Origin of the sequence: Armatimonas sp. (assembly GCF_043757465.1) — a bacterium.
Lineage (GTDB): Bacteria > Armatimonadota > Armatimonadia > Armatimonadales > Armatimonadaceae > Armatimonas.
The window spans coordinates 26,335-45,055 of the sequence record NZ_JAYVPL010000124.1; the positions used below are offsets into that span (position 1 = coordinate 26,335).

The 18,721-nt window shown below is 59.7% G+C and carries 16 protein-coding genes; 11 read left to right on the top strand and 5 right to left on the bottom strand.

From position 1 onward, the window contains the following. Window positions 1-9: 9 nt before the first annotated feature. The 5 genes from ACH2ED_RS16920 to ACH2ED_RS16940 are packed head-to-tail and all read right to left on the bottom strand — an operon-like array spanning window position 10 to window position 6,646. Window positions 10-606, bottom strand: coding sequence for an acyltransferase (locus tag ACH2ED_RS16920; protein ID WP_395093663.1), 597 nt, complete (start codon window positions 604-606; stop codon window positions 10-12). A 53-nt stretch (window positions 607-659) separates the two neighbouring features. Next, window positions 660-2,093 (bottom strand): alpha/beta hydrolase fold domain-containing protein, encoded by a 1,434-nt coding sequence (locus tag ACH2ED_RS16925; protein ID WP_395093666.1) that lies wholly within the window; start codon window positions 2,091-2,093, stop codon window positions 660-662. 4 nt (window positions 2,094-2,097) lie between these two features. Then, window positions 2,098-3,807 carry a sulfatase-like hydrolase/transferase gene (locus ACH2ED_RS16930; RefSeq protein WP_395093669.1) on the bottom strand — a complete coding sequence of 570 codons (1,710 nt, stop codon included), beginning with the start codon at window positions 3,805-3,807 and terminating at the stop codon, window positions 2,098-2,100. Next, window positions 3,804-5,297, bottom strand: a complete 1,494-nt coding sequence (locus ACH2ED_RS16935) for a sulfatase (RefSeq protein WP_395093672.1) — start codon at window positions 5,295-5,297, stop codon at window positions 3,804-3,806. Before ACH2ED_RS16935 ends, ACH2ED_RS16930 begins: the two co-directional genes overlap by 4 nt. Continuing rightward, a complete protein-coding gene (locus tag ACH2ED_RS16940; RefSeq protein ID WP_395093674.1) occupies window positions 5,294-6,646 on the bottom strand; it encodes an arylsulfatase in 1,353 nt (450 codons plus the stop codon). Before ACH2ED_RS16940 ends, ACH2ED_RS16935 begins: the two co-directional genes overlap by 4 nt. 51 nt (window positions 6,647-6,697) lie before the next feature. Between ACH2ED_RS16940 and ACH2ED_RS16945 the strand changes: the two genes are divergently transcribed. From ACH2ED_RS16945 to ACH2ED_RS16995, 11 genes are all read left to right on the top strand, one after another. Further along, the gene (locus ACH2ED_RS16945) at window positions 6,698-7,711 is read left to right on the top strand and encodes an adenosine kinase (protein ID WP_395093677.1); all 1,014 of its coding nucleotides are present in this window, start codon (window positions 6,698-6,700) and stop codon (window positions 7,709-7,711) included. Next, a complete protein-coding gene (galK, locus tag ACH2ED_RS16950) occupies window positions 7,701-8,882 on the top strand; it encodes a galactokinase (RefSeq protein ID WP_395093680.1) in 1,182 nt (393 codons plus the stop codon). Before ACH2ED_RS16945 ends, galK begins: the two co-directional genes overlap by 11 nt. After that, on the top strand, window positions 8,879-9,919 hold the full coding sequence (locus ACH2ED_RS16955) for a Gfo/Idh/MocA family protein (RefSeq protein ID WP_395093682.1): 1,041 nt from the start codon (window positions 8,879-8,881) through the stop codon (window positions 9,917-9,919). Before galK ends, ACH2ED_RS16955 begins: the two co-directional genes overlap by 4 nt. Window positions 9,920-9,985: 66 nt before the next feature. After that, window positions 9,986-10,612 (top strand): hypothetical protein, encoded by a 627-nt coding sequence (locus ACH2ED_RS16960; RefSeq protein WP_395093685.1) that lies wholly within the window; start codon window positions 9,986-9,988, stop codon window positions 10,610-10,612. 76 nt (window positions 10,613-10,688) lie between these two features. After that, a complete protein-coding gene (gene lpdA / locus ACH2ED_RS16965) occupies window positions 10,689-12,179 on the top strand; it encodes a dihydrolipoyl dehydrogenase (protein ID WP_395093687.1) in 1,491 nt (496 codons plus the stop codon). 93 nt (window positions 12,180-12,272) lie between these two features. After that, complete coding sequence (locus ACH2ED_RS16970; RefSeq protein ID WP_395093830.1) at window positions 12,273-13,289, top strand: LacI family DNA-binding transcriptional regulator; 1,017 nt, start codon at window positions 12,273-12,275, stop codon at window positions 13,287-13,289. Then, window positions 13,286-13,630 (top strand): hypothetical protein, encoded by a 345-nt coding sequence (locus ACH2ED_RS16975; protein ID WP_395093690.1) that lies wholly within the window; start codon window positions 13,286-13,288, stop codon window positions 13,628-13,630. The genes ACH2ED_RS16970 and ACH2ED_RS16975 overlap by 4 nt, the downstream gene beginning before the upstream one ends. A gap of 96 nt (window positions 13,631-13,726) precedes the next feature. Further along, entirely contained in the window at window positions 13,727-14,578 is an 852-nt protein-coding gene (locus ACH2ED_RS16980) for a DUF1559 domain-containing protein (RefSeq protein WP_395093693.1), read from the top strand. A gap of 55 nt (window positions 14,579-14,633) precedes the next feature. Next, entirely contained in the window at window positions 14,634-16,745 is a 2,112-nt protein-coding gene (locus ACH2ED_RS16985; RefSeq protein ID WP_395093696.1) for a tetratricopeptide repeat protein, read from the top strand. Then, window positions 16,742-17,002 carry a hypothetical protein gene (locus tag ACH2ED_RS16990; RefSeq protein WP_395093699.1) on the top strand — a complete coding sequence of 87 codons (261 nt, stop codon included), beginning with the start codon at window positions 16,742-16,744 and terminating at the stop codon, window positions 17,000-17,002. Before ACH2ED_RS16985 ends, ACH2ED_RS16990 begins: the two co-directional genes overlap by 4 nt. A gap of 197 nt (window positions 17,003-17,199) precedes the next feature. Further along, a complete protein-coding gene (locus ACH2ED_RS16995) occupies window positions 17,200-18,666 on the top strand; it encodes a CRTAC1 family protein (RefSeq protein WP_395093832.1) in 1,467 nt (488 codons plus the stop codon). Window positions 18,667-18,721 lie beyond the last annotated feature (55 nt).

The following is an 18,721-nucleotide window of genomic DNA, read 5'->3' on the forward strand; positions in this document are numbered from 1 at the left end:
CATTAAATATCAACGATTAGCAAAAGGTAGCTCGTGCTGAACCTGAGCCGGATTTCCGGCAACGAAGGTGTGTGCAGGGACGTCCTCGGTGACAATGGAGCCCGCCGCAACCACTGCGCCGGGGCCAACGGTGACCCCAGGAAGGAGGAGTGCGCTCATACAGATCCAGGCACCATCGCCTACGGTCACGGGAAGAGCGTTGAGTTTGGGAGTCATACGGCGCGAGCCAAAGCCCATAGTATGGGTGGCAGTGCAGAGAGTGACATCGGGGCCTAGCGCAACATTTTTCCCGATCACCACAGGCGCGTCTAGGCCGATGCGGACACCAGGTGCGAGAATGCATCCCTCGCCTATCTGGATTTGTGTGAGGTCTTTGCGTCGCCCCACCAGCCGGAGCCGTCCCTGAACCGTCACGCCGCGGGCGATTTTTATTCCTGCCCAGCGGTACAGAGTGGCACGAACGCTCACCAGAGCAAACTCGGGCAAGCACCCCACGAATGCTTGAGCGATGGCAAGGCGCAGGTGCAAACACCCGCTCAGACTCTCTAGCTCACGCCGCAGCCCTGTCTTTACCTGCTTATTAAGTTGTGGGGTTAACAAGGACACTCTGCCCATACACTATTTATGGGCAGAATCTATACCAAACAACAGCCTGGAAATTATTTCAGTACTGCATTCTCGATGACAATCTTTGCCACAGCCTGGGCCAGCGCGTCGTAGCCTGCGGGGGTGAAGTGGACATTGCGCGGCTGTTGGAGCGTGGCCAGTATTGCGGAGACGGCAGTGCAGAGATCATCGAGCGGGATTTGGTTTTCTGCCATGATTTTCTTGACAACTTCATTGTAGGCGCGCTCACTTCCTGCGATCCTGCCCGTCGTGCCCTCAGGAACAGGCGTCGTGGTAGCCCAGACCAGCTTAGCCTTGGTAGCGCGAAGCCGCACGACGAGCGCCCGCAGATTGGCCTCATAGTCGGCCAGCGAGATAAGCTGCTTGCCTTTCTCTACCGCGACCATCGTGCCTTTTTCGTCCACAAATTTTAGGTCATGGAGGCCAAAGTTCACGTGAATGACGTCCCAGGGCTTGTCCCCCAGCCACTTATCCAGCTCACGCAGCCCGAAGCCGCTGTTGGAGCAGTTCACGGGCGGATGAACCACGTTGGCCTTGCCAGCCAATAGACGCCGTACGGGCAGCGTGTAGCCCATGGAGATCGAGTCGCCGATGAGCAGTACGCGCGGCAGGCCCGGCGTCTCAGTGATCGGACGGAGCGCCGGGTCTATCTTTGCTCGCTTCTTGAGCCACCCCAGGCCTTCCAGAAAGCCCTCCATCTCGGCGATGGTCTTGCCTAGATACGGCTCCTTGTTGAAGAAGCCATGTGCCTGGCCGGGGTAGACCACCAGCTCGGACTTCACTCCCACGGCGCGCTGGGCATCGCGAAACGCCTCAGCGGTCTTAACAGGCACGAGCTTGTCCATGTCCCCGAACAGTACCAAAGCTGGTGGCGATGTTTTATCTAGGTTCTGAAGCGGCGAGAACTCTTTCACGCGCTCTTTAATCCGCTCGCTACCGTAACCGCCAGGGCCATTGTCATAGACGGGGTTGAAAAGCACCAGCGCATCAGGCCGACACGAGATCGCTTTATCGTCTTTCGGGTCATCAAGGGCGCTGACAGTGCCGCAGTGCGCTGCCAGATGCCCGCCCGCCGAGCCCCCACCCGCCCCGAGCCGCTTGGGGTCAATGCCGAGCTCCGCTGCGTGTCCGCGCACCCAGCGGAGCGCCGAGCGTGCGTCGTTCACGGAGCTTTCGGGTGCCTTACCTTTCTCCGCCAACCGATACTGTGCACTGATCGCCACCATGCCACGTGCCGCCAGCGCCTTCGCCTGCGGGTAGAGTGCTGTCGGAGTGCCACCGGTCCAGCCGCCGCCATGGAAGAAGATAAAGGCGGGGCGCCTGTCGCTCGCTTTCCAGCCGGTCGGCTTGAACACCTGCAAAACCAGCGACTTACCATCGGCTTCTTTGTAGGGAATGGCCTCCTGAGCACGTGTCGCGCAAGTCAGGGTGGCCAAGAGCAGAAAAGAAAAAAGAATGTTTTTCATGGGGTTACCTCAGTGTCAGAACCACAGCGCTCAGGTGCATCACTTCAGCACCTGGAATCTCCAAGGCACGGAGCGTTAGGGGACCGCGGCCGCGCTCTAGGCGGAGCTTGCCCAGCCGTAGGGTGTGAAACTCTTTCAGGCGCGACTCCGCCGGGGGGCGTGGCAGCGTGTCCTGGTTGGTGTAGAGCGGCGGATCCCAGCCGGGAGCCACGCGCCCCTCCAGCCGACTGCCTTGAAAGCTCAGCGCGATGCGGGAACCCGCATCGGGCAGGGGGCAGGTGTAGTGTAGCTCCACGTCGTAGGTTCCCGCTGTGTTGACCTCAATCTCCCAGGAAATCGTGCCGTCGGTGCGGGTCCAGTTGCGAAAGTAGGAGCTATTGGGCGCACTTGAGCTGCGCTCTACTCCCCCTCCCGGCGTGCCATCACGTGCGGGAAGCCAGGTGCGCGGGAAGATCTTATAGCCCACGGGAATCGGGCGTGGATCCACGGGCGAGGCGGGGCGGGGCGAGCGCGAAAATAACTCGGTGCGCCAGGCTGCAACCGCAGAAGTGAGCTGCCGCGCTGTATCCGGCTGTTGCGCCGTGACCGAGCGTGTCTGGTTCGGGTCGGCAACCATATCAAACAGCTCCCCTGATGCATCCAGGCGGTGTGTTTGGGAACGCACACTCACCCGGCCACCCCAGGTTGTGAAAAGCATCCGCGGTGGTGCAGTGAGCGTGCGGCCCGCGAGAAGCGCTGAGAGATCGCGCCCATCAAGGGGCTTCTCCCCCACGCGTGTCACGCCCGTCAGCGCGCTCAGCGTAGGAAGCAAGTCAATCGCTCCCGTGATCTCTGGCACCCGATGGCCTGCGGGGAGCTTGCCCGGCCAGCGCATAAAAAATACCGAACGCACGCCGCCTTCGTCGGTGGTGGCTTTAATGCCTTTCATCCCCCCGTTCCAGCGCGCCGTGTTGGGGCCGTTATCCGAAAAGTAGACAACAATCGTATTCTCGGTGAGCTTGAGCTGCTCCAGCTTTTTGAGGATCCGCCCGACATTGCGATCCTGATTCTCCAGCATCGCCAGGGCGCAGCGGGTCTGCTCGGGGATCTCCTTGCCGGGCTCGGTGGCTTGCTGTAAAAGCGGCTTGTCTTTAAAGCGCTGCCAGTCGCTCTCAGGGACGGCCCACGGGGAGTGCGGGGTGGTGAAGGGGACATAGCAAAAAAACGGGCGGCTCCTGTTCTTTTCAATAAACGCCAGCGCTTTATCGGTGCAAAGATCAACGATATAGCCGCGCTCACGAACGGGCTTGCCGTTATGCTCTAAAGGCGGGTTGAAGTACTCGCCCCAGTGCCCCGATGTGTAGCCGTAGTACTCGTCGAAGCCACGCGCCATCGGGTGATACGGCCACTGGCTCCCGTTATGCCACTTCCCAAACGCCCCCGTGGCGTAGCCCGCTCTCTGGAAGGCATCGGCGATGGTTTTCTCGTCCAGATTCATCCGTTCCTGGCCGGTAGAAACGCCGTAGACACCGGTTCGCGGATGGTAGCGGCCGGTTAGGAACTCCGCACGGGTCGGGGCACAGACCGGGCAGACAAAGAAGCGCTCCAGTGTCACACCGTCGCGGCTCAGGGAGTCAATATGGGGTGTCTGCACCGTGCGGTTGCCACTGGCGCTGTAGTCGCCCCAGCCCGCATCGTCGGCGAGGAATACCACTACATTGGGTGGCCTCCTCATTTGTGCGCCTCCAGCCCCAAGCGCTCCCACTGCTCTTGTGGCGCATCGTACTCCCGCAGAAGCGTATCCAGTGAGACCAGGAGCCGTGCTTCGACGGCGGCATCGGTGCAGGGCTGGCTCTGGCTGGGGTCGGTGTGCAAGTCCCAGAGCGCGGTCTGTTTGAGGCGTGGGTTGCTCCCCGCCATGCTCTGGTGCGTCGGAATCTGCATCACCGGACAGGCTTTCGTAAACGAGAAGGGCGGCGCAATCGTGACTTCTTGAAGCTCGCTGAGAGGCAAGAAGCCACGCATCACCGTGGGGCAGAGCGTGTAGTTGTAGAGCGGCGCGTTTTCGTCGTTGGCGGCGCGCCAGTAGACATAGCGGCCATCGGTGATATTCACCTGTGCACCGTGCATCCCAAAGATCGCCGCCTCGCGCACGGGCATGTCGCTTGCAAGAACCGGCGCGAGGTCTTTGCCGCGCATATCGGGAGTTGGAAGTTGACCAAAGAAGCCCAGGATGGTCGGGGCCAGGTCAATCGAGGGCTGCACCAGTGCCGAGCGCCGCTGACCCGCTGCGCTGGCAAAGCGCGGGTCCCAGAGAAAGAACGGCGTGTGCGCCACCTCATCGTAGAACGGCATCCAGATCTTGGCCCAGAGATCGTGCTCCCCGAGTAGAAAGCCGTGATCGGTCCAGACAATCAGCTGCGTATCGTCCCAGAGATGATGCCGATCCATCGCGTCTAAAACCAGGCCGAGGCTATGGTCACACTTGGTCATCAGTGCGGCATACTCCGTCCGAATGTGGGTTACTTCCTCGGGTGTCTCGCTGACTTCTTGGTAGTAGGGCCAGTCAAAGAGAAGATCACCACGCTCGCCGGGGTACTTCTTGCGCCACTCCTCATGCACAAAGAACGGCTCGTGCGGATCAAAGGTCTCAATCGTCAGGAACCAGTTGTCCTCGGTGTGGTTACGCTCGATAAAGTCCAGCCCGGCGGCAAAGGTTCGGGTCTGTGAGTGCTCGGCATCCGTGGGAGTCGCCCTGCGGTTGACTAAGTCCTGGCGGGCATAGAGGTCTTTGGGATTGGCGTGCCGGCCGCGTGCATGGGCGGGAAACGCGGGGTCGGCCACTTGTCCGACCCAGAGGTCACCCTCTTGCCCCCGGATCAGCTCCGCCGTGGAGTAGCGGTTGTGGTAGGTCGCGCCGCCGTCTTCCCAGTAGTGGTAGTGGTCTGTCACAAAATGCGAATAGACCCCAATAGTTTTCAGTAGCTCCGGCAGAGAGTCGTCAAAAGGCTCGAGCTGCCCCCAGCGTCGGTGCAGAAAGTTCGGGCGGCCCGTGTGCAGATCCCGGCGTGCGGGCATGCAGGGCATGGAGCAGACATAGCTCGTCTCAAATGTGGTACAGCGCTGCGCCAGCCGCGTGAAGTTCGCCGCTTGCACCTCAGCGCCCCCGTACGGAGGAAGCATTCTCCGGTTGAGCGAGTCGAACATCACCATGATGGCTTTCATTTAGATAGGGCTCCGTACTGCTTCTCGTAGCGTGTCTTAAACGGGTTGACTTTCAGCGCGGTTTTATACGCGTCCTCGTTTTCGAGACAGGGCAGAATGCTTGTCCACCAGGAATCGTAGGCGGCGTTGACTTTCTGCACCAGCGCGGGATTCTGGACCGAGATGTCGGTTGCTTCGGCGGGGTCTGTGTCGAGATCAAAGAGCTGCCAGCGGGCGCTCGGGTTCTGCGTGGCAACCGCATTGTAGTGCGAGAAACGGATGCCCGCGTTGCCGTATTTACTGGGCGACTGGCCCGGCTCCCAGCGACCGGTGTGGGCAAAGAGCATCCGCTCGCCCCACGCGGCTTGTGGGTTCTTGAGTAGCGGCAGCAGGCTACGACCATCGAGCCCACGTGGCGCTTTGGCTCCGGCAAATTCAGCCAGCGTCGGCAAGATATCTAAGTGCGCCGCGAGGCGGTCACAGTCGGCAGGCTTGAGGGTACCTGGCCAGCGCCAGAACGATGCGGCGCGGGTGCCGCCCTGATAGACCGTATTCTTTGAGGCCCGCATCCCCGCATTGAACACTTTGACGCCCGCCGTGCCGCCATTATCGTTCATGAAGATCACCAACGTCTCGCGCTCAATGCCAAGTGCTTTGAGTTTCTCGACCAGCTTCCCCACATTGTCGTCTATGTTGGCAATCATCCCAAAGAACTTCGCCGCCTGTTTATCGGCTACTTTCCCGGCGTAGCGCGCCTCATCCTCAGGGCGCACTTGCAGCGGTCCATGAGGAGCGTTAGGCGTAATGTAGGCAAAGAACGGCGCTTTCCCCCCTCGTTTCTCCTCGATCCAGCGGGTTGCTTGGTCAAAAAACACATCGGTGCAGTAGCCTTTGGTTTTCTCGAAGCGTCCGTTGTGCCAGATGGCGGGGTCGAAGTAGGTATTGCCCGGTGCATCACCGCCGGTGCCGGGGTAGCTCTGCCCGATCCCACCCGCGCCATGAATAAAGACCTCATCGAAGCCGCGCTTGTCGGGTTGGTAAGCGTCTTCGTCTCCGAGGTGCCACTTGCCAAAAATCCCCGTGGCGTAGCCCGCTTTCTTCAGCACCTGTGCCAGTGTCGTGGCTTTAAGGGAGAGCCGCTCCCGCTCGTAGATCGTGTGGCTGATCCCCGAGCGCATCTCGTGCTTGCCGGTAAGTAGCGCCGCACGGGTCGGCGAGCACGTGGGGCTGACATGAAAGTGGGTGAACCGAACCCCTTCGTCGTGGAGGCGGTCTATATTTGGCGTCTTGAGAACCGGGTTACCGTGGCAGGAAAGGTCGCCAAACCCCTGATCATCGGTGAGAATCAGGACAATATGGGGTTTCTTCATTCCGCTATTCTAACAGAAGACACTATAGTCTCTGTGTTACAATGGGGCGAAATGCAAAAAATATTCGATGTTTTCGGGATGTGTAATGCGCTCTTTGACCTTCAAGCCGAAGTGAGCGAGACGATTTTAAGTGAGCTCGGGGTGGAAAAAGGGACGATGCGCCTGGTCAGCGCCGACGAGCAGCGGGCACTGGTTCCGGCGGTCTACACGCATATCGTGAACACCCAAGCGGGCGGCTCCGGGGCGAACACCATGATCGGGATCGCGCAGATGGGGGGCACGACCAGCTTCACCAGCCGCGTGGGCCGCGATGAGCACGGGCCCATGTACAAAGCAAGCCTAGAGGAGTTTGGAGTCAAGCCGAATCTAGGTGAGGCACTGGCAGGAGAGACCGGCCTCTGCCTGGTGCTGATCACGCCCGATGCCCAGCGCACGATGGGGACGTTTCTGGGGGTCTCTCAGGAGCTGCACCCGGAAGACATCAATGTGCCTGATCTGATCCTGAGCCGGTATCTCTATATCACGGGCTATCTCTGGGACACGGATACCCAGAAAGAAGCGGTCACATTTGCCATGCGTGAGGCCAAGCAAGTCGGTACCAAAGTCGCGCTCTCGCTCTCGGATCCGTTCTGCGTGGGGCGACACAAGGCCGACTTCGAGTGTTTATTAGCTGAGTACGTGGATGTTGTTTTTGCCAATCGTGACGAGGCCCGGATGATGACGGGTGAGGACGATGCCCGGGTGGCGGCAAAGCGGCTGGCGGAGATGTGCGGCGGGCTTGCAGCGGTGACTCTCGACAAAGAGGGCTCCATTCTTGTGCAGGGAGACGATATTTATGAGATTCCGATCTATCCGGTGCAGGCAATAGACACTACGGGTGCGGGCGATATGTACGCGGCGGGGATTCTCTACGGCCTTGCCAAGGAGCTGCCCTTGCCCGTCACGGGCCGGATCGCGGCTTGGGCGGCGGGCAAGGTTGTCGCGCACCTGGGGCCACGGCTGCCGTCGCTGGATGTGGATGCGATTGCAGAGATTGAGCGCGGGGGATTTCCCCATGACGCGTGAGCAGGTAATCGAGGCAGCGCGGGCTGCCTTCCTGGCTCACTACGGCGTGGCTCCCACGGCGGTCGGTGTTGCACCGGGCCGTGTGGAGCTGCTAGGAAATCACACGGACTACAACGAGGGCTTCGTTCTCACGGCAGCAGTAGATTACGTCACAGCGATTGCGGGAGCCCACTCCGAGCGCCCTCTGACGCACCTGGCGAGCTCGGCGGGCTTTCCTGAGGCCACTTTTGATCCGAGTGCAATGGAGAAGAGCACGGGTGAGGATCGCTGGGCGAACTATCTTAAGGGCATTGTGGATGAGCTCCAGAAAACCGGCACTCCCGTGGGCAAGTTCGCCGGGTTCGTGGTCTCATCGGTGCCCGATGGCTCGGGGTTATCGTCGTCCGCGGCGCTACTCATGGCGGCGGCGCGGCTTCTCACCACACTCTGGCCTGACCCCCTTGCCGACAGCCCGATGGAGCTTGCCAAGCTCGCCCGGCGCGCTGAGAACGGCAAGTTTGTGGGGGCACCCGTGGGACTGCTGGATCAGTTTTCGTCGGCGTGTGGCATGGCGGGCAATGCGCTCTTTTTAGACTGCCGCAGCTGCGCCTGGCGCGCCGTTCCCCTGCCCTCTGACAAGGCCGGAATTCTCATCGCCAACACCAATGTCAAGCACGAGCTCGCCGCAGGGGGAGGCTACTCCGAGCGCCACGGGCAGTGCCTTCAGGCGGCGCGACAGCTTTTAGGGCGCGGCGATGCCAAGCTACGCGATGTGACTCCAGCGCTTCTTGAGAGCAAGGGCATCGGCCTCAACCCCGTGCTCAAGCAGCGGGCACACCATATCGTCTACGAAAACGCTCGGGTCGAGAGAGCCGCCGAAGCGCTAGAGCACGGCGACTTAGCTGAGGTTGGCAGGCTCATGAAGCAATCGCATGAGTCGTGTCGGCGCTACTTTGAGAACTCGTGCGATGAAGTGGACTTACTGGTGGAGGTGGCATCGGCGCTCCCTGGTGTCTACGGTGCGAAGCTCACCGGCGGCGGCTGGGGCGGCTCAGCGGTTATTTTGCACGACCCTACCGTAATCGAGGATCTCAAAGCCGCGCTCACCGAGAGCTACACGACAAAGTTCGGCAAGGCTCCCACACTTCTCACGACAACTACTGCACAAGGGGCGGAAGGTATCTCGCTGTGAAACACTATCGTATTGGCATTGTTGGCCTCGGCTGGGTGGCTGGGGCGCATATCGAGGCGTTTAAGAGCGTCCAGGGCGCGGATGTTGTCGCCGTCTGCTCCCGCCGCGCGCTAGACGCAGCAACTATCAGCGCGCAATTCGGTACGCCGCTCGCCGTCACCTCAGACTTCAATGACTTGCTCGCCGACGACTCAATAGACATTATTGACATCTGTACGCCCCACCCGCTCCACCCGGAGCAAGCCATCGCCGCCGCAAGAGCCGGGAAGCACTTAATTATTGAGAAGCCCATCGGGATTGACTGGCAGAGCTGCGTCGCCGTTCGTGATGCCCTCCGAGAGGCTCAAGTTCAGGCATGCGTTTGTTTTGAGGTGCGCTTCAGCCGTCAGGCGCAGGCGATTCGGGCCGCGCTCGATAAAAATTTACTCGGCGATGTTCACTACGCTGAAGTGGATTACTACCACGGGATCGGCCCCTGGTACGGGCAGTACGCCTGGAACATCAAGAAAGACTTCGGCGGCAGTAGCTTGCTCACAGCGGGCTGCCACGCGCTGGACTTGTTGCGGCATTATTTGCCCGGCCAAATTGAGGAAGTGACCTGCTACGCCACTCAGTCCAAGAACCCCCAGTTCACGCCCTACGAGTACCCGACCACCACCGTCTCGCTCCTGCGTTTCGCCGATGGGCAGCTTGGGAAAGTCACGTCGTGCATTGACTGCCTCCAGCCGTACTATTTTCACCAGCACCTGGTCGGCAGCGAGGGCAGCATTCTCGATGAAAAACTCACCTCGCTCCAGTGGCCCGGCCTGAGCAAAGATCTCTGGACCAAGCTGGGCGTCCCGACGGTAGACTCCGGCGATGTGAGCGATCATCCGTACCCGCCGCAGTTCCAGGCGTTTATTGACGCGCTGCAAGAGAACCGCCCCATGCTCCACACGGACTTCGCGACCGCCTTCGAGACCCACAAAGTCGTCTTCGCCGCCGAGCTCTCCGCCACGGAGCGCAGACCCGTCAAGCTCAGCGAGTTCGCTAGCTGAGTTTTGAGTCGCTATTTTTTGATTACTTGGAACCTCAGGTCTTCTTTTTGACTACTAACTTCAGAAATGTTTAATACAATAAATCGCCACGCAATTTTAGTCGGCCTGACTCTCTTGATTTCCACACCTCTCACTGCTCGGGCAGCGGATCCGACTTCTAAAGAGTCCGTCGCCCCAAGTTCCGTGATTAAGATGACCCCCGTGGGCTCAGTAAGTATTCGCTACGTTGCCCTAGACTACGGCGTTTCGGGAGGCAAGATTTTCCTGCATGAGTTCAAGAAAGAAAACGGCACGGATATCGTGCGCTTTGTGGACATCATCACTCCCAATGGCAAGCGCATTCAGCGCTTCAAGCTAGTTTACCCAGCAGAGACTGCGAAGGCCAGCTATAACATTCGTCCGATGTGGATCATTCCCAGCCGCAAGAAGCTCGCGGGCTTGCTCTTCGAGGGCACTGAGGCGCACCTGATGATTGTCTTTGCTCAGGGGTTCGGGCAGCCGGGCAGTCAGCAGTTTTTCGCGGAGCAGAGGGATGCAGAAAAGCGCGAGATCAGCTTCAATGAGCTGGATCGTCGTGGCTATCGCATGGTGCGCCTTGACACCAATGAGCCCGCTACCGGGGAGAGCCCCGCCCTCAAGACAACCGCCTACTACTTCTGGGATGGCACAAAGTTCAGCGAAAAGCCGCGCTAAAGTGGGGTAAACTAATCCGGAAATACCAGAGGCCGGTGCGATTCCGGCCTTTTTGTCTGTCTGGAGGATACGTGAGATGAGTGGTAAGGCGAACTTTGACCCGTCGAAGGATACGGATGTTGTCGTGATCGGGGCCGGGCCGGGCGGCTATCCGGCGGCCAAGCGTGCGGCGCAGCTCGGGGCGCGGGTGGTCTGTATTGAGTCCGATAATCCGGGTGGGACGTGTTTGAACTGGGGCTGTATCCCGACGAAAACGATGATCGGCTCCGTGGCGGCGCTCCACACGCTCAAGCACGCCAAAGACTTCGGCCTGATCGCTGAGAACGTCGGCTACGACTTTCCCGCGCTGATGGGCCGCAAAGATAAGATCGTCACGGGGCTTAACAAAGGCGTCGAGTTTCTCTTAAAGAGCGCGAAAGTGAAGCATATCGCGGGCTACGGCAAGATTTTAGATAAGAACACGGTCGAAGTCACCAAGGCCGACGGCTCGGTGGAGAAGATCACCACGGCCAATATTATTATCGCCACGGGCTCTGTGCCGAGCAAAGTGCCGATTCCGGGTGTGGACAGTGCCGATATCTGGGTGGACAATGCGAGTGTCAAAGCCAAGAAAGCCGACGGCACGCTCGCAAGTGGCGCACTCTGGACGAGCAACGAGGCCGTGAGTGCGAAAAATGTCCCGGGCGAGCTCGTGATTGTGGGCGGCGGCGTGATCGGGGTGGAGTTTGCCTATGTCTACGCCGGGCTCGGCAGTAAAGTGACAGTGCTGGAGTTTCTGCCGCGCGTGATCGCCAACATGGACGAGGATCTGTCCAAAGAGCTGGCCAAGAGCCTCAAGAAGCAGGGCGTCGCGATTCAGACGGGCGTGAAAGTGACCCGTGTCGAGGACAAGGACGGCCAGAAAGAAGTGTTCTTTGCCGGAGCCGATGGCGCGGAGAAGAGCTTGCCTGCCGATGTGGTGCTGATCGCCACGGGTCGCACGCCGTTTACGACCGGCCTCGGGCTGGAGAGCGTGGGTATCACGCTGGGCTCGCCCAAGGGCCGCGCCGCGATTGCAGTGAATAATAAGCTCGAAACCAGCGTCCCGGGAATCTACGCCATTGGCGACGTGATCGGCTCCGGGCTGGCGCACACCGCCACCGCCGAAGGGCTTGTCGCGGCGGAGAATATCTGCGGCCACGCGGCGACCATGAGCTATAAAGCCATCCCGAGCTGTATTTACACCGAGCCCGAAGTGGCTTCCGTGGGTCTCACCGAGGCGCAGGCCAAAGAGCAGGGCTACGAGGTCAAGACCGGGACTTTTCCGTTCCGTAACTTAGCAAAAGCCATGGCAATTGCCCAGACCGAGGGCTTTGTCAAAGTGGTGGCGGAGGCCAAGTACGGCGAGATTCTCGGTGTGCATATTATTGGCCCCCACGCCACGGACTTGATCATGGAGGCTGTAGTGAGTATTCAGCTAGAGAACACCGTGGACGAGCTCATGAAGACTGTCCACTCCCACCCTAGCCTCGCCGAGGCCATGGGGCAAGCCAATGAGGATGTCAAGGGGCTGGCGATAGACAAGTAACCTCTCGATTCTGTCTAGGCGGGGATTTCGCATCCCCGCCTGGAGCTTCTTGACAAAATCTAATCGTTTAGATAAAATAGGCATCAAGCAGTGATGGTAACAATTCGCGATGTCGCAAAAGAGAGCGGAGTGTCGGTAGCAACCGTCTCCTATGTTCTCAATAATGGCCCCCGACCCGTTCGTGCTGAGACACGAGAGCGGGTGGTTTCGACCATGCGCCGTCTGAACTACCATCCGAACGCCGTTGCCCGGAGCCTGGTACGTCAGCGCACTCACGTGATGGGGATTCTCGTGGGTGATGCGCAGTCCGAGATTGTAACCAATTACTACTACGCGGGCATTCTCGCGGGGGTGTTTGGGGGAGCTCGGCTGCGTGGCTACAACATCACTTTTTTCACGGCGGCTGCAACCGATGAGGGTATCGAGCACCATATCCGTGCCCAGCGTCCTGATGCCATGCTCGTGATTGCTCCTCGGCTCGGGCAAGACTTTCCCAAACGCTTAAAAGCGGTGGGAATTCCGCTGGGGGTTGTGGGGGCCGACGACGTTTACATAGACTCTGCGGCGGTCTCTCTGGACGTGGACAATGTGGCGGGAATGCAGCTGGGGATGCAGCACCTGCGGGAGCGAGGGCACCAGCCCAGCTCTATTGCCTATGCCATGGGCGATCCCAATCAGGAGAGCACACGGATTCGGCGCGCTGTCTATGAACAAACCTTGCGAGACTGGGGAGCTGCGCCGCAGGAGCAAGACATTATCGCGCACTCTTTTCATTCCGATATTGTCTATGCCGCCGTCAGAGCACGCCTGGAGCTACCCCATCCTCCCACCGCGATCTTTGCGGGCAACGATGGCATTGCGCTGGCCGCGATGCAGGCCATCCGAGACACTGGGCGGCGCATTCCTGAGGATGTCGCCGTAATCGGCTACGATAACTGGCCAATAGCGGCGCATATCACGCCTGGGCTCACGACGATCCAGCAGCCCATGCATGATATCGGGGAAGCGGTTGTTTGCGCCCTGGCAGATCGGCTGGAAGAAAAAGCATCCCGCACAGAGAGTATGATAAAACGATTTATGCCGACCCTCATCGTGCGAGGTTCGACATGAGAGATAAGCTTTTCTCGGTCGTCGGACAGCCTTGGTTCTGGATCGTGGCGGGTGGCGGAGGACTTCTTTCCCTCCTCGCCCTGATGCCCGGAACGCCAGAAACACCCGTGGCGGTGTCAGCATCCCCGCTGCCCACCTCGGAGGAGAAGATGCAACAGGATCTACGGCGCATGCGGGAGTGGGCTGTCAAGAGTAATGGCGACTTTGACAAGGTTCCCACAGAAGTGCAAGGTTACATGAACCACGTGTCCCTGGGGCATGGAAAAGAGTGGCTCCGTCAAGAAGCGGAGCGACTGAAAAAACAAGGAGCCATCAAGAATGGCTCTGATAAAGGGAAGTGATCACAAAAACATCCAGGACATAATTCCTACGATGTATTACTATCGCATTCTCGATCCATTGAAATGGATCAATGACCTACGAGAGGAAATTTTGCAATGTTTCGCAACCGAAGAGTGTTTACGCTCATTGAGTTGCTTGTCGTGATCGCGATTATCGCGATTCTGGCAGCAATTCTGTTCCCTGTTTTTGCACAGGCTCGTGCCCGTGCGCGTGCTATTTCTTGTATCTCGAACCTCAAGCAGCTCGGTACCGCATCCATGATGTACGCTCAGGACTACGACGAGGTTCTGCCCGGTGGCTGGACCAAATCCTGCGACGGCACGTGTGGTGCCAATGCGGGCTGTATGCACTGGCGTGACACCATCTTGCCCTATGTCCAGAAGTACAAGACAAATGCCGCCAACAACTACGAGGCTCTCTCTAGCAACACGGTGCTCTCCTGCCCCGAGTACAAGGCAGGCAACCAGATCGGCCCCACCAGCTACGGCATCAACGATGCCGAAGTGAACCAGGGTTACTGGACAAACGGCGACTGTACCAATGGAATCTTTGGACGTGCAATGGCCAGCCTCAATCAGCCCGCGGGTCTGGTGATGCTAGCCGATGCCGCGCAGACCACGGGCTCGCTGGCCCTGGATCCCGCCTTCAACCAGGGCAGCGGGAACTGTAATATCCAAGCAGGAACGGGCGACTGTGGCCCCTTCACCTTCACGCCTGAAAAATGGAAAGCCATGCAGGGCTGGGGTGGCTGCGACTGGAACTTTGCCGTTCCGGGCCGTGGGCACGGCGACTGGCCGCAGCCGAGCGGCAACAATGCTCGTCGCCCGGTGTTTCGTCACGCACTGAAGTGTAATGTCGTCTTTGCCGACGGTCATGCCAAAGCGGTGGGCGGCGGCGGTCTGAAGGCACGCCTCGGCACCTCCGAGGATATCTGGCACAACTGGTAGCGAATATCCGGGCCAGGAGGAAACTCCTGGCCCACTTTTATTCTCTTGAACTCCCTTGAAAAAACACTATCAGGCGGTGGGTGGGGCTCTTGTGCTGGCAGTTGCCATCGGCGCGGGCGTGTTTACCTACCAGCAATCGGAAACCTATCAAGATCGGCAGTGGAGCCCGCTCACGCTACCGCAGTTTCAGGCGCGTCTGGCGCAAAACAAAAACAACCCCCTTTTTCTTTTTCACTTCGGCCAGCTCCTTAACTCACAGGAGCGGTTTCGCGATGCCCAGACACTTCTGGAGCAGGCGGCGGAGCGTCAGCCTGACAGCGCCCGCATCCGTGATGCGTGGGCAAAGGCACTGATTGGTCAGGGAAATATCACCGGCGGCTTCAATGTTCTCACGCAGTTCTCCAAGGCCTATCCCAACGATGCGGAAGGGCACCTGAGCCTTGCACGTTTTTATGTCTCGCAAAACTCCACAGCCCGTGCGGGAGAGGAGCTGAAGCTCGCTCTGACCTACAACCCCTCGCTGGGAGAGGCCTGGTTTCTGAAGGCCGTGGTGAGCGAACACGGGGGGGATCAGGCGGCGGCGCTCAGTGCCATTCGCGAGGCAGTCGCTCTGCGCCCGCAGAGCGCCCCGGATCAGGCGATGCTAAGTAGCCTCCTGCGCGACTCCAATGATCCCGTGGGCGCGAAGAAAGCACTGGCGAGAGCCATCGAGCTCGACCCGAAAAAAGCGGGCTACCACGAGGAGTTTGGCAGCTTACTACTGAGCCAGCAGGACTATGCCGGGGCACAGCAATCCGCTGAGAAAGCGCTCGCGTGTGATCCTGAAAGTGGAGAAAGTGCCCTGCTTCTGGGGCAAGCATTCCAGGCGCAGAAGCTCTGGAAAGAGTCGCTCGCTCCTCTGGAAAAAGCCGCCAAATCTCTTTTTTATGCTTCCTTACCCGCGAATCTGCTACGCAAAGCCTACCGTGAGCTCGCGGATGGCTCCAAGGAGCAGCTCTGGAACCGGGAGTTTCTGGCGCGGCGCGAGGAGTCCGATGCCTTTCAGCGCGCCGAGGAGACACTGCGTCGCGCTCCAGATGCCCCCGCCTCGCACCAGGAGATGGCACGCCGCCTCGCACACCGCGCCGATGCCACCGGAGTGCTACGGCATCTGGGGGCCGCGCAGCGCAATCCCGTTGACTCCCCAACCGTTCTGACCGCAGGGGCGCGCCTCTTATTAAATGAGAAACAGGCACCGCTTGCCCTGCTACTGCTACGCGATGTGTTTAAGCAGACCCAGAAAAGCCCAGCGGCGTTTGAGGCGATGGGCGATGTGCTTCTGGCGCTCGATCGTCCTCGGGAGGCATCTCTGTACTACCAGACCGTGGCAGGCTGGGAGCCCGAGAAACAGGCACGCTTCAAGGCAAGCCTCCAGCGTGCCTACGAGCAGCGCACCGCACACGGGGGCGAGGCGGAGAAAGCCTACCAGGAAGCGCGCACACAACAAACCAGCCGACTCGGGCCAAGCCTCACCACCGATCCTATTGTAGAGCTACTCAAAAAAGCGGTCACCCTTGCCCCTGAGGTTACCGACTACCGTCGGGCACTCGTACGCGCCTATGTGGAACGCAAAGAGAATGACAAGGCCATTGCGGCGGCACGGGAGCTACTCGCACTCTCCCCCGAAGACACGCTCAACAGAGCACTACTAGGGGTCGCAATGCTGGAATCGTCGGTGCAAGACAAAGACTTCGCCGAGATCTTTGCCCATTTCAATGTCGCTTGGCCCGACCCCGTTGCCCGCCCGATGGTTCACTATGGCCGAGGGCTACTGGCACTGCGGCGTAAAAACGCGGACGAAGCCATTGGGGAGCTCAAAAAAGCGACTGTGCTCTCGCCGGACTCCGAGCCGGTCTGGTACCAGCTCTCCCAGGCGTTGCGCCTCAAGGGGGACGAGGCAGGAGCCCGTGAGGCACTGAACGAATCTACACGCATCCGGGATGCGAAGCAAGCGGAAGTGGATGTGCTCAAGGCGATTGTGGATCAGCCCAGTCGGCCCGAGCTCTACGACAGAGCCATCAGCTTCTACACACAGCGCGGAGGGTTGGCGCAGGCCAATGCCATCCGTGCCGAGCGGCAGCGCCGCTTCAGCCAGCCTACATCAGGGAAAAAGGAAAAACGAGAGTGAACCTTAAAGAGAGTGCGGGTCCTATCGCGACCATCATCGCAGTGATTGTCGTCATCGGGATCATTATATTTGTCGTCGTCAAAGGGAACCAGCCCGATTCTGTCAACCCTAATGGACCCATCGGGCAACCGCCGGGTTATGCTAAGGGAAATGTGCCCGCAGGACAACTCCCTGTCGGGAATATGTCCGCTCCTAGCCAGGGAGGCCCTCCTGGTGGCGCGGGTGCCTACGGTCGCCCCATGGGAGGCGGACGCTGAGACACGCTACAGGAGGTCTTTGCCTTCTGGGACTGCTCGCGCTCTCGGGCGCGAGCTGTCCCAAAACGCCGACCAAAAACGCGCCTCCTTCTCCTTCCGCCCCGGTCGGCCCTCTCTTTAGTGATGTCGGCAAGGCCGCGGGGCTGAACTATGTCTGGGAAATTAGCGGCACGCGCCCCCTTAATATTCTTCAGACCATCGGCAATGGCTGCGCCTTCTTCGACTTCGACAACGACGGCAACCTGGATATCTTACTGGTTGGCCCCAAGCCGGGGCTGTTTAAGGGCGATGGGAAAGGGAAATTTACACCCAGTAGCGCCCTCCCCTCCCTCACTGGACACTTTATTGGCTGCGCGGTGGGCGACTACGACGGCGATGGTTTTCCCGATCTCTATCTCTCTGCCTACCGGGGCGGTGTCCTGCTGCACAACGAGAAAGGCGAGAAATTCACCGATGTCACGGCGGCAAGTGGCCTCAAGGCGCAGCCCTGGGGAACATCGTGCACCTGGGTAGAGCTGGTGCCCGGCTCCGGGAAGCTGGATCTGATCGTGGCAAACTACGCACGCTTTGGCCAGGAGCCGGGGATATTGCAGCTCTGCGAGGGCAAAGATGTTGACGGCAAGCCGCTGCAAACGTCCTGCGGCCCCCGCCACTACGAGCCGCTCAAGGCGGCACTCTTTCGCAACCAGGGGAGCGGAAAGTTTCTTTTTGAGCCGCTGAAACAGACAACGGGCCGGGGGCTTGGGGTGGCGAGCTGCGACTACAACGCCACGGGCACGCTCGGGATCGCCTTCGCCAACGACGAGATCGCGGGAGACTTGCTCCAGAGCACGGCAGCGGGGCAGTTCAAGAATATCGGGCAGGAGTCCGGCACCGCCTACGACCGCGACAGCAGTGTCCACGGCGGCATGGGCACGGACTGGGGCGATGTGGACAACGACGGCAAGCCTGACTTAGTGGTCGCGACATTTCAGAACGAGCCGAAGTCGCTCTATCACAATGAAGGCAATAACTTCTTCACGGATGTCAGCTACCCGGCGGGGCTGGGTGCCGCGACACGTCCGTATGTCGCTTTTGGAACCCGCTTCTTTGACTACGACAACGACGGCTGGCTGGACCTCGCCTTTGCCAACGGTCATGTCCAAGACAATATCGCCCGCATTGACAAGAGCACCAGCTACCGCCAGACGTCCCAGCTCTTTCACAACCGGGGCGCGATCGCCAAGAACGAGCCGCAGTTCGAGGAAGTCAGCCAAAGTGTTGCGGCGCTCAAGAAGCCTCTGGTAGGGCGCGGGCTAGCAACCGGCGACTACGACAACGACGGGCGCGTGGATCTGCTGATCGTGGACAGTGAGGGCGAGCCGCTCCTGCTACACAACGAAACCACTCAGACCGGACACTGGCTCGGGCTACAGCTAGAGGGAACAAAGAGCAATCGGAGTGGCTACGGTGCTCGGGTCACGGTAGAGGCTGGGGGACGTAAGCTCGTGCGCTACTGCCGCGCCGATGGCTCCTACCTCTCCAGCTCGGATTCTCGCGTGCATATCGGGCTGGGAGCGGCGAGCAAAGTGGATAAAGTGGAGATCCACTGGCCCAGTGGGCAGACCGATACCTTGACAGAGTGCGCCCTCGATAGCTACCTAGAGATACGCGAAAATAAATAAACAAAACACCCCTGGAGCCTGGCTCCCGGGGTGTTCTTGTGTGTGTGATTGAGTT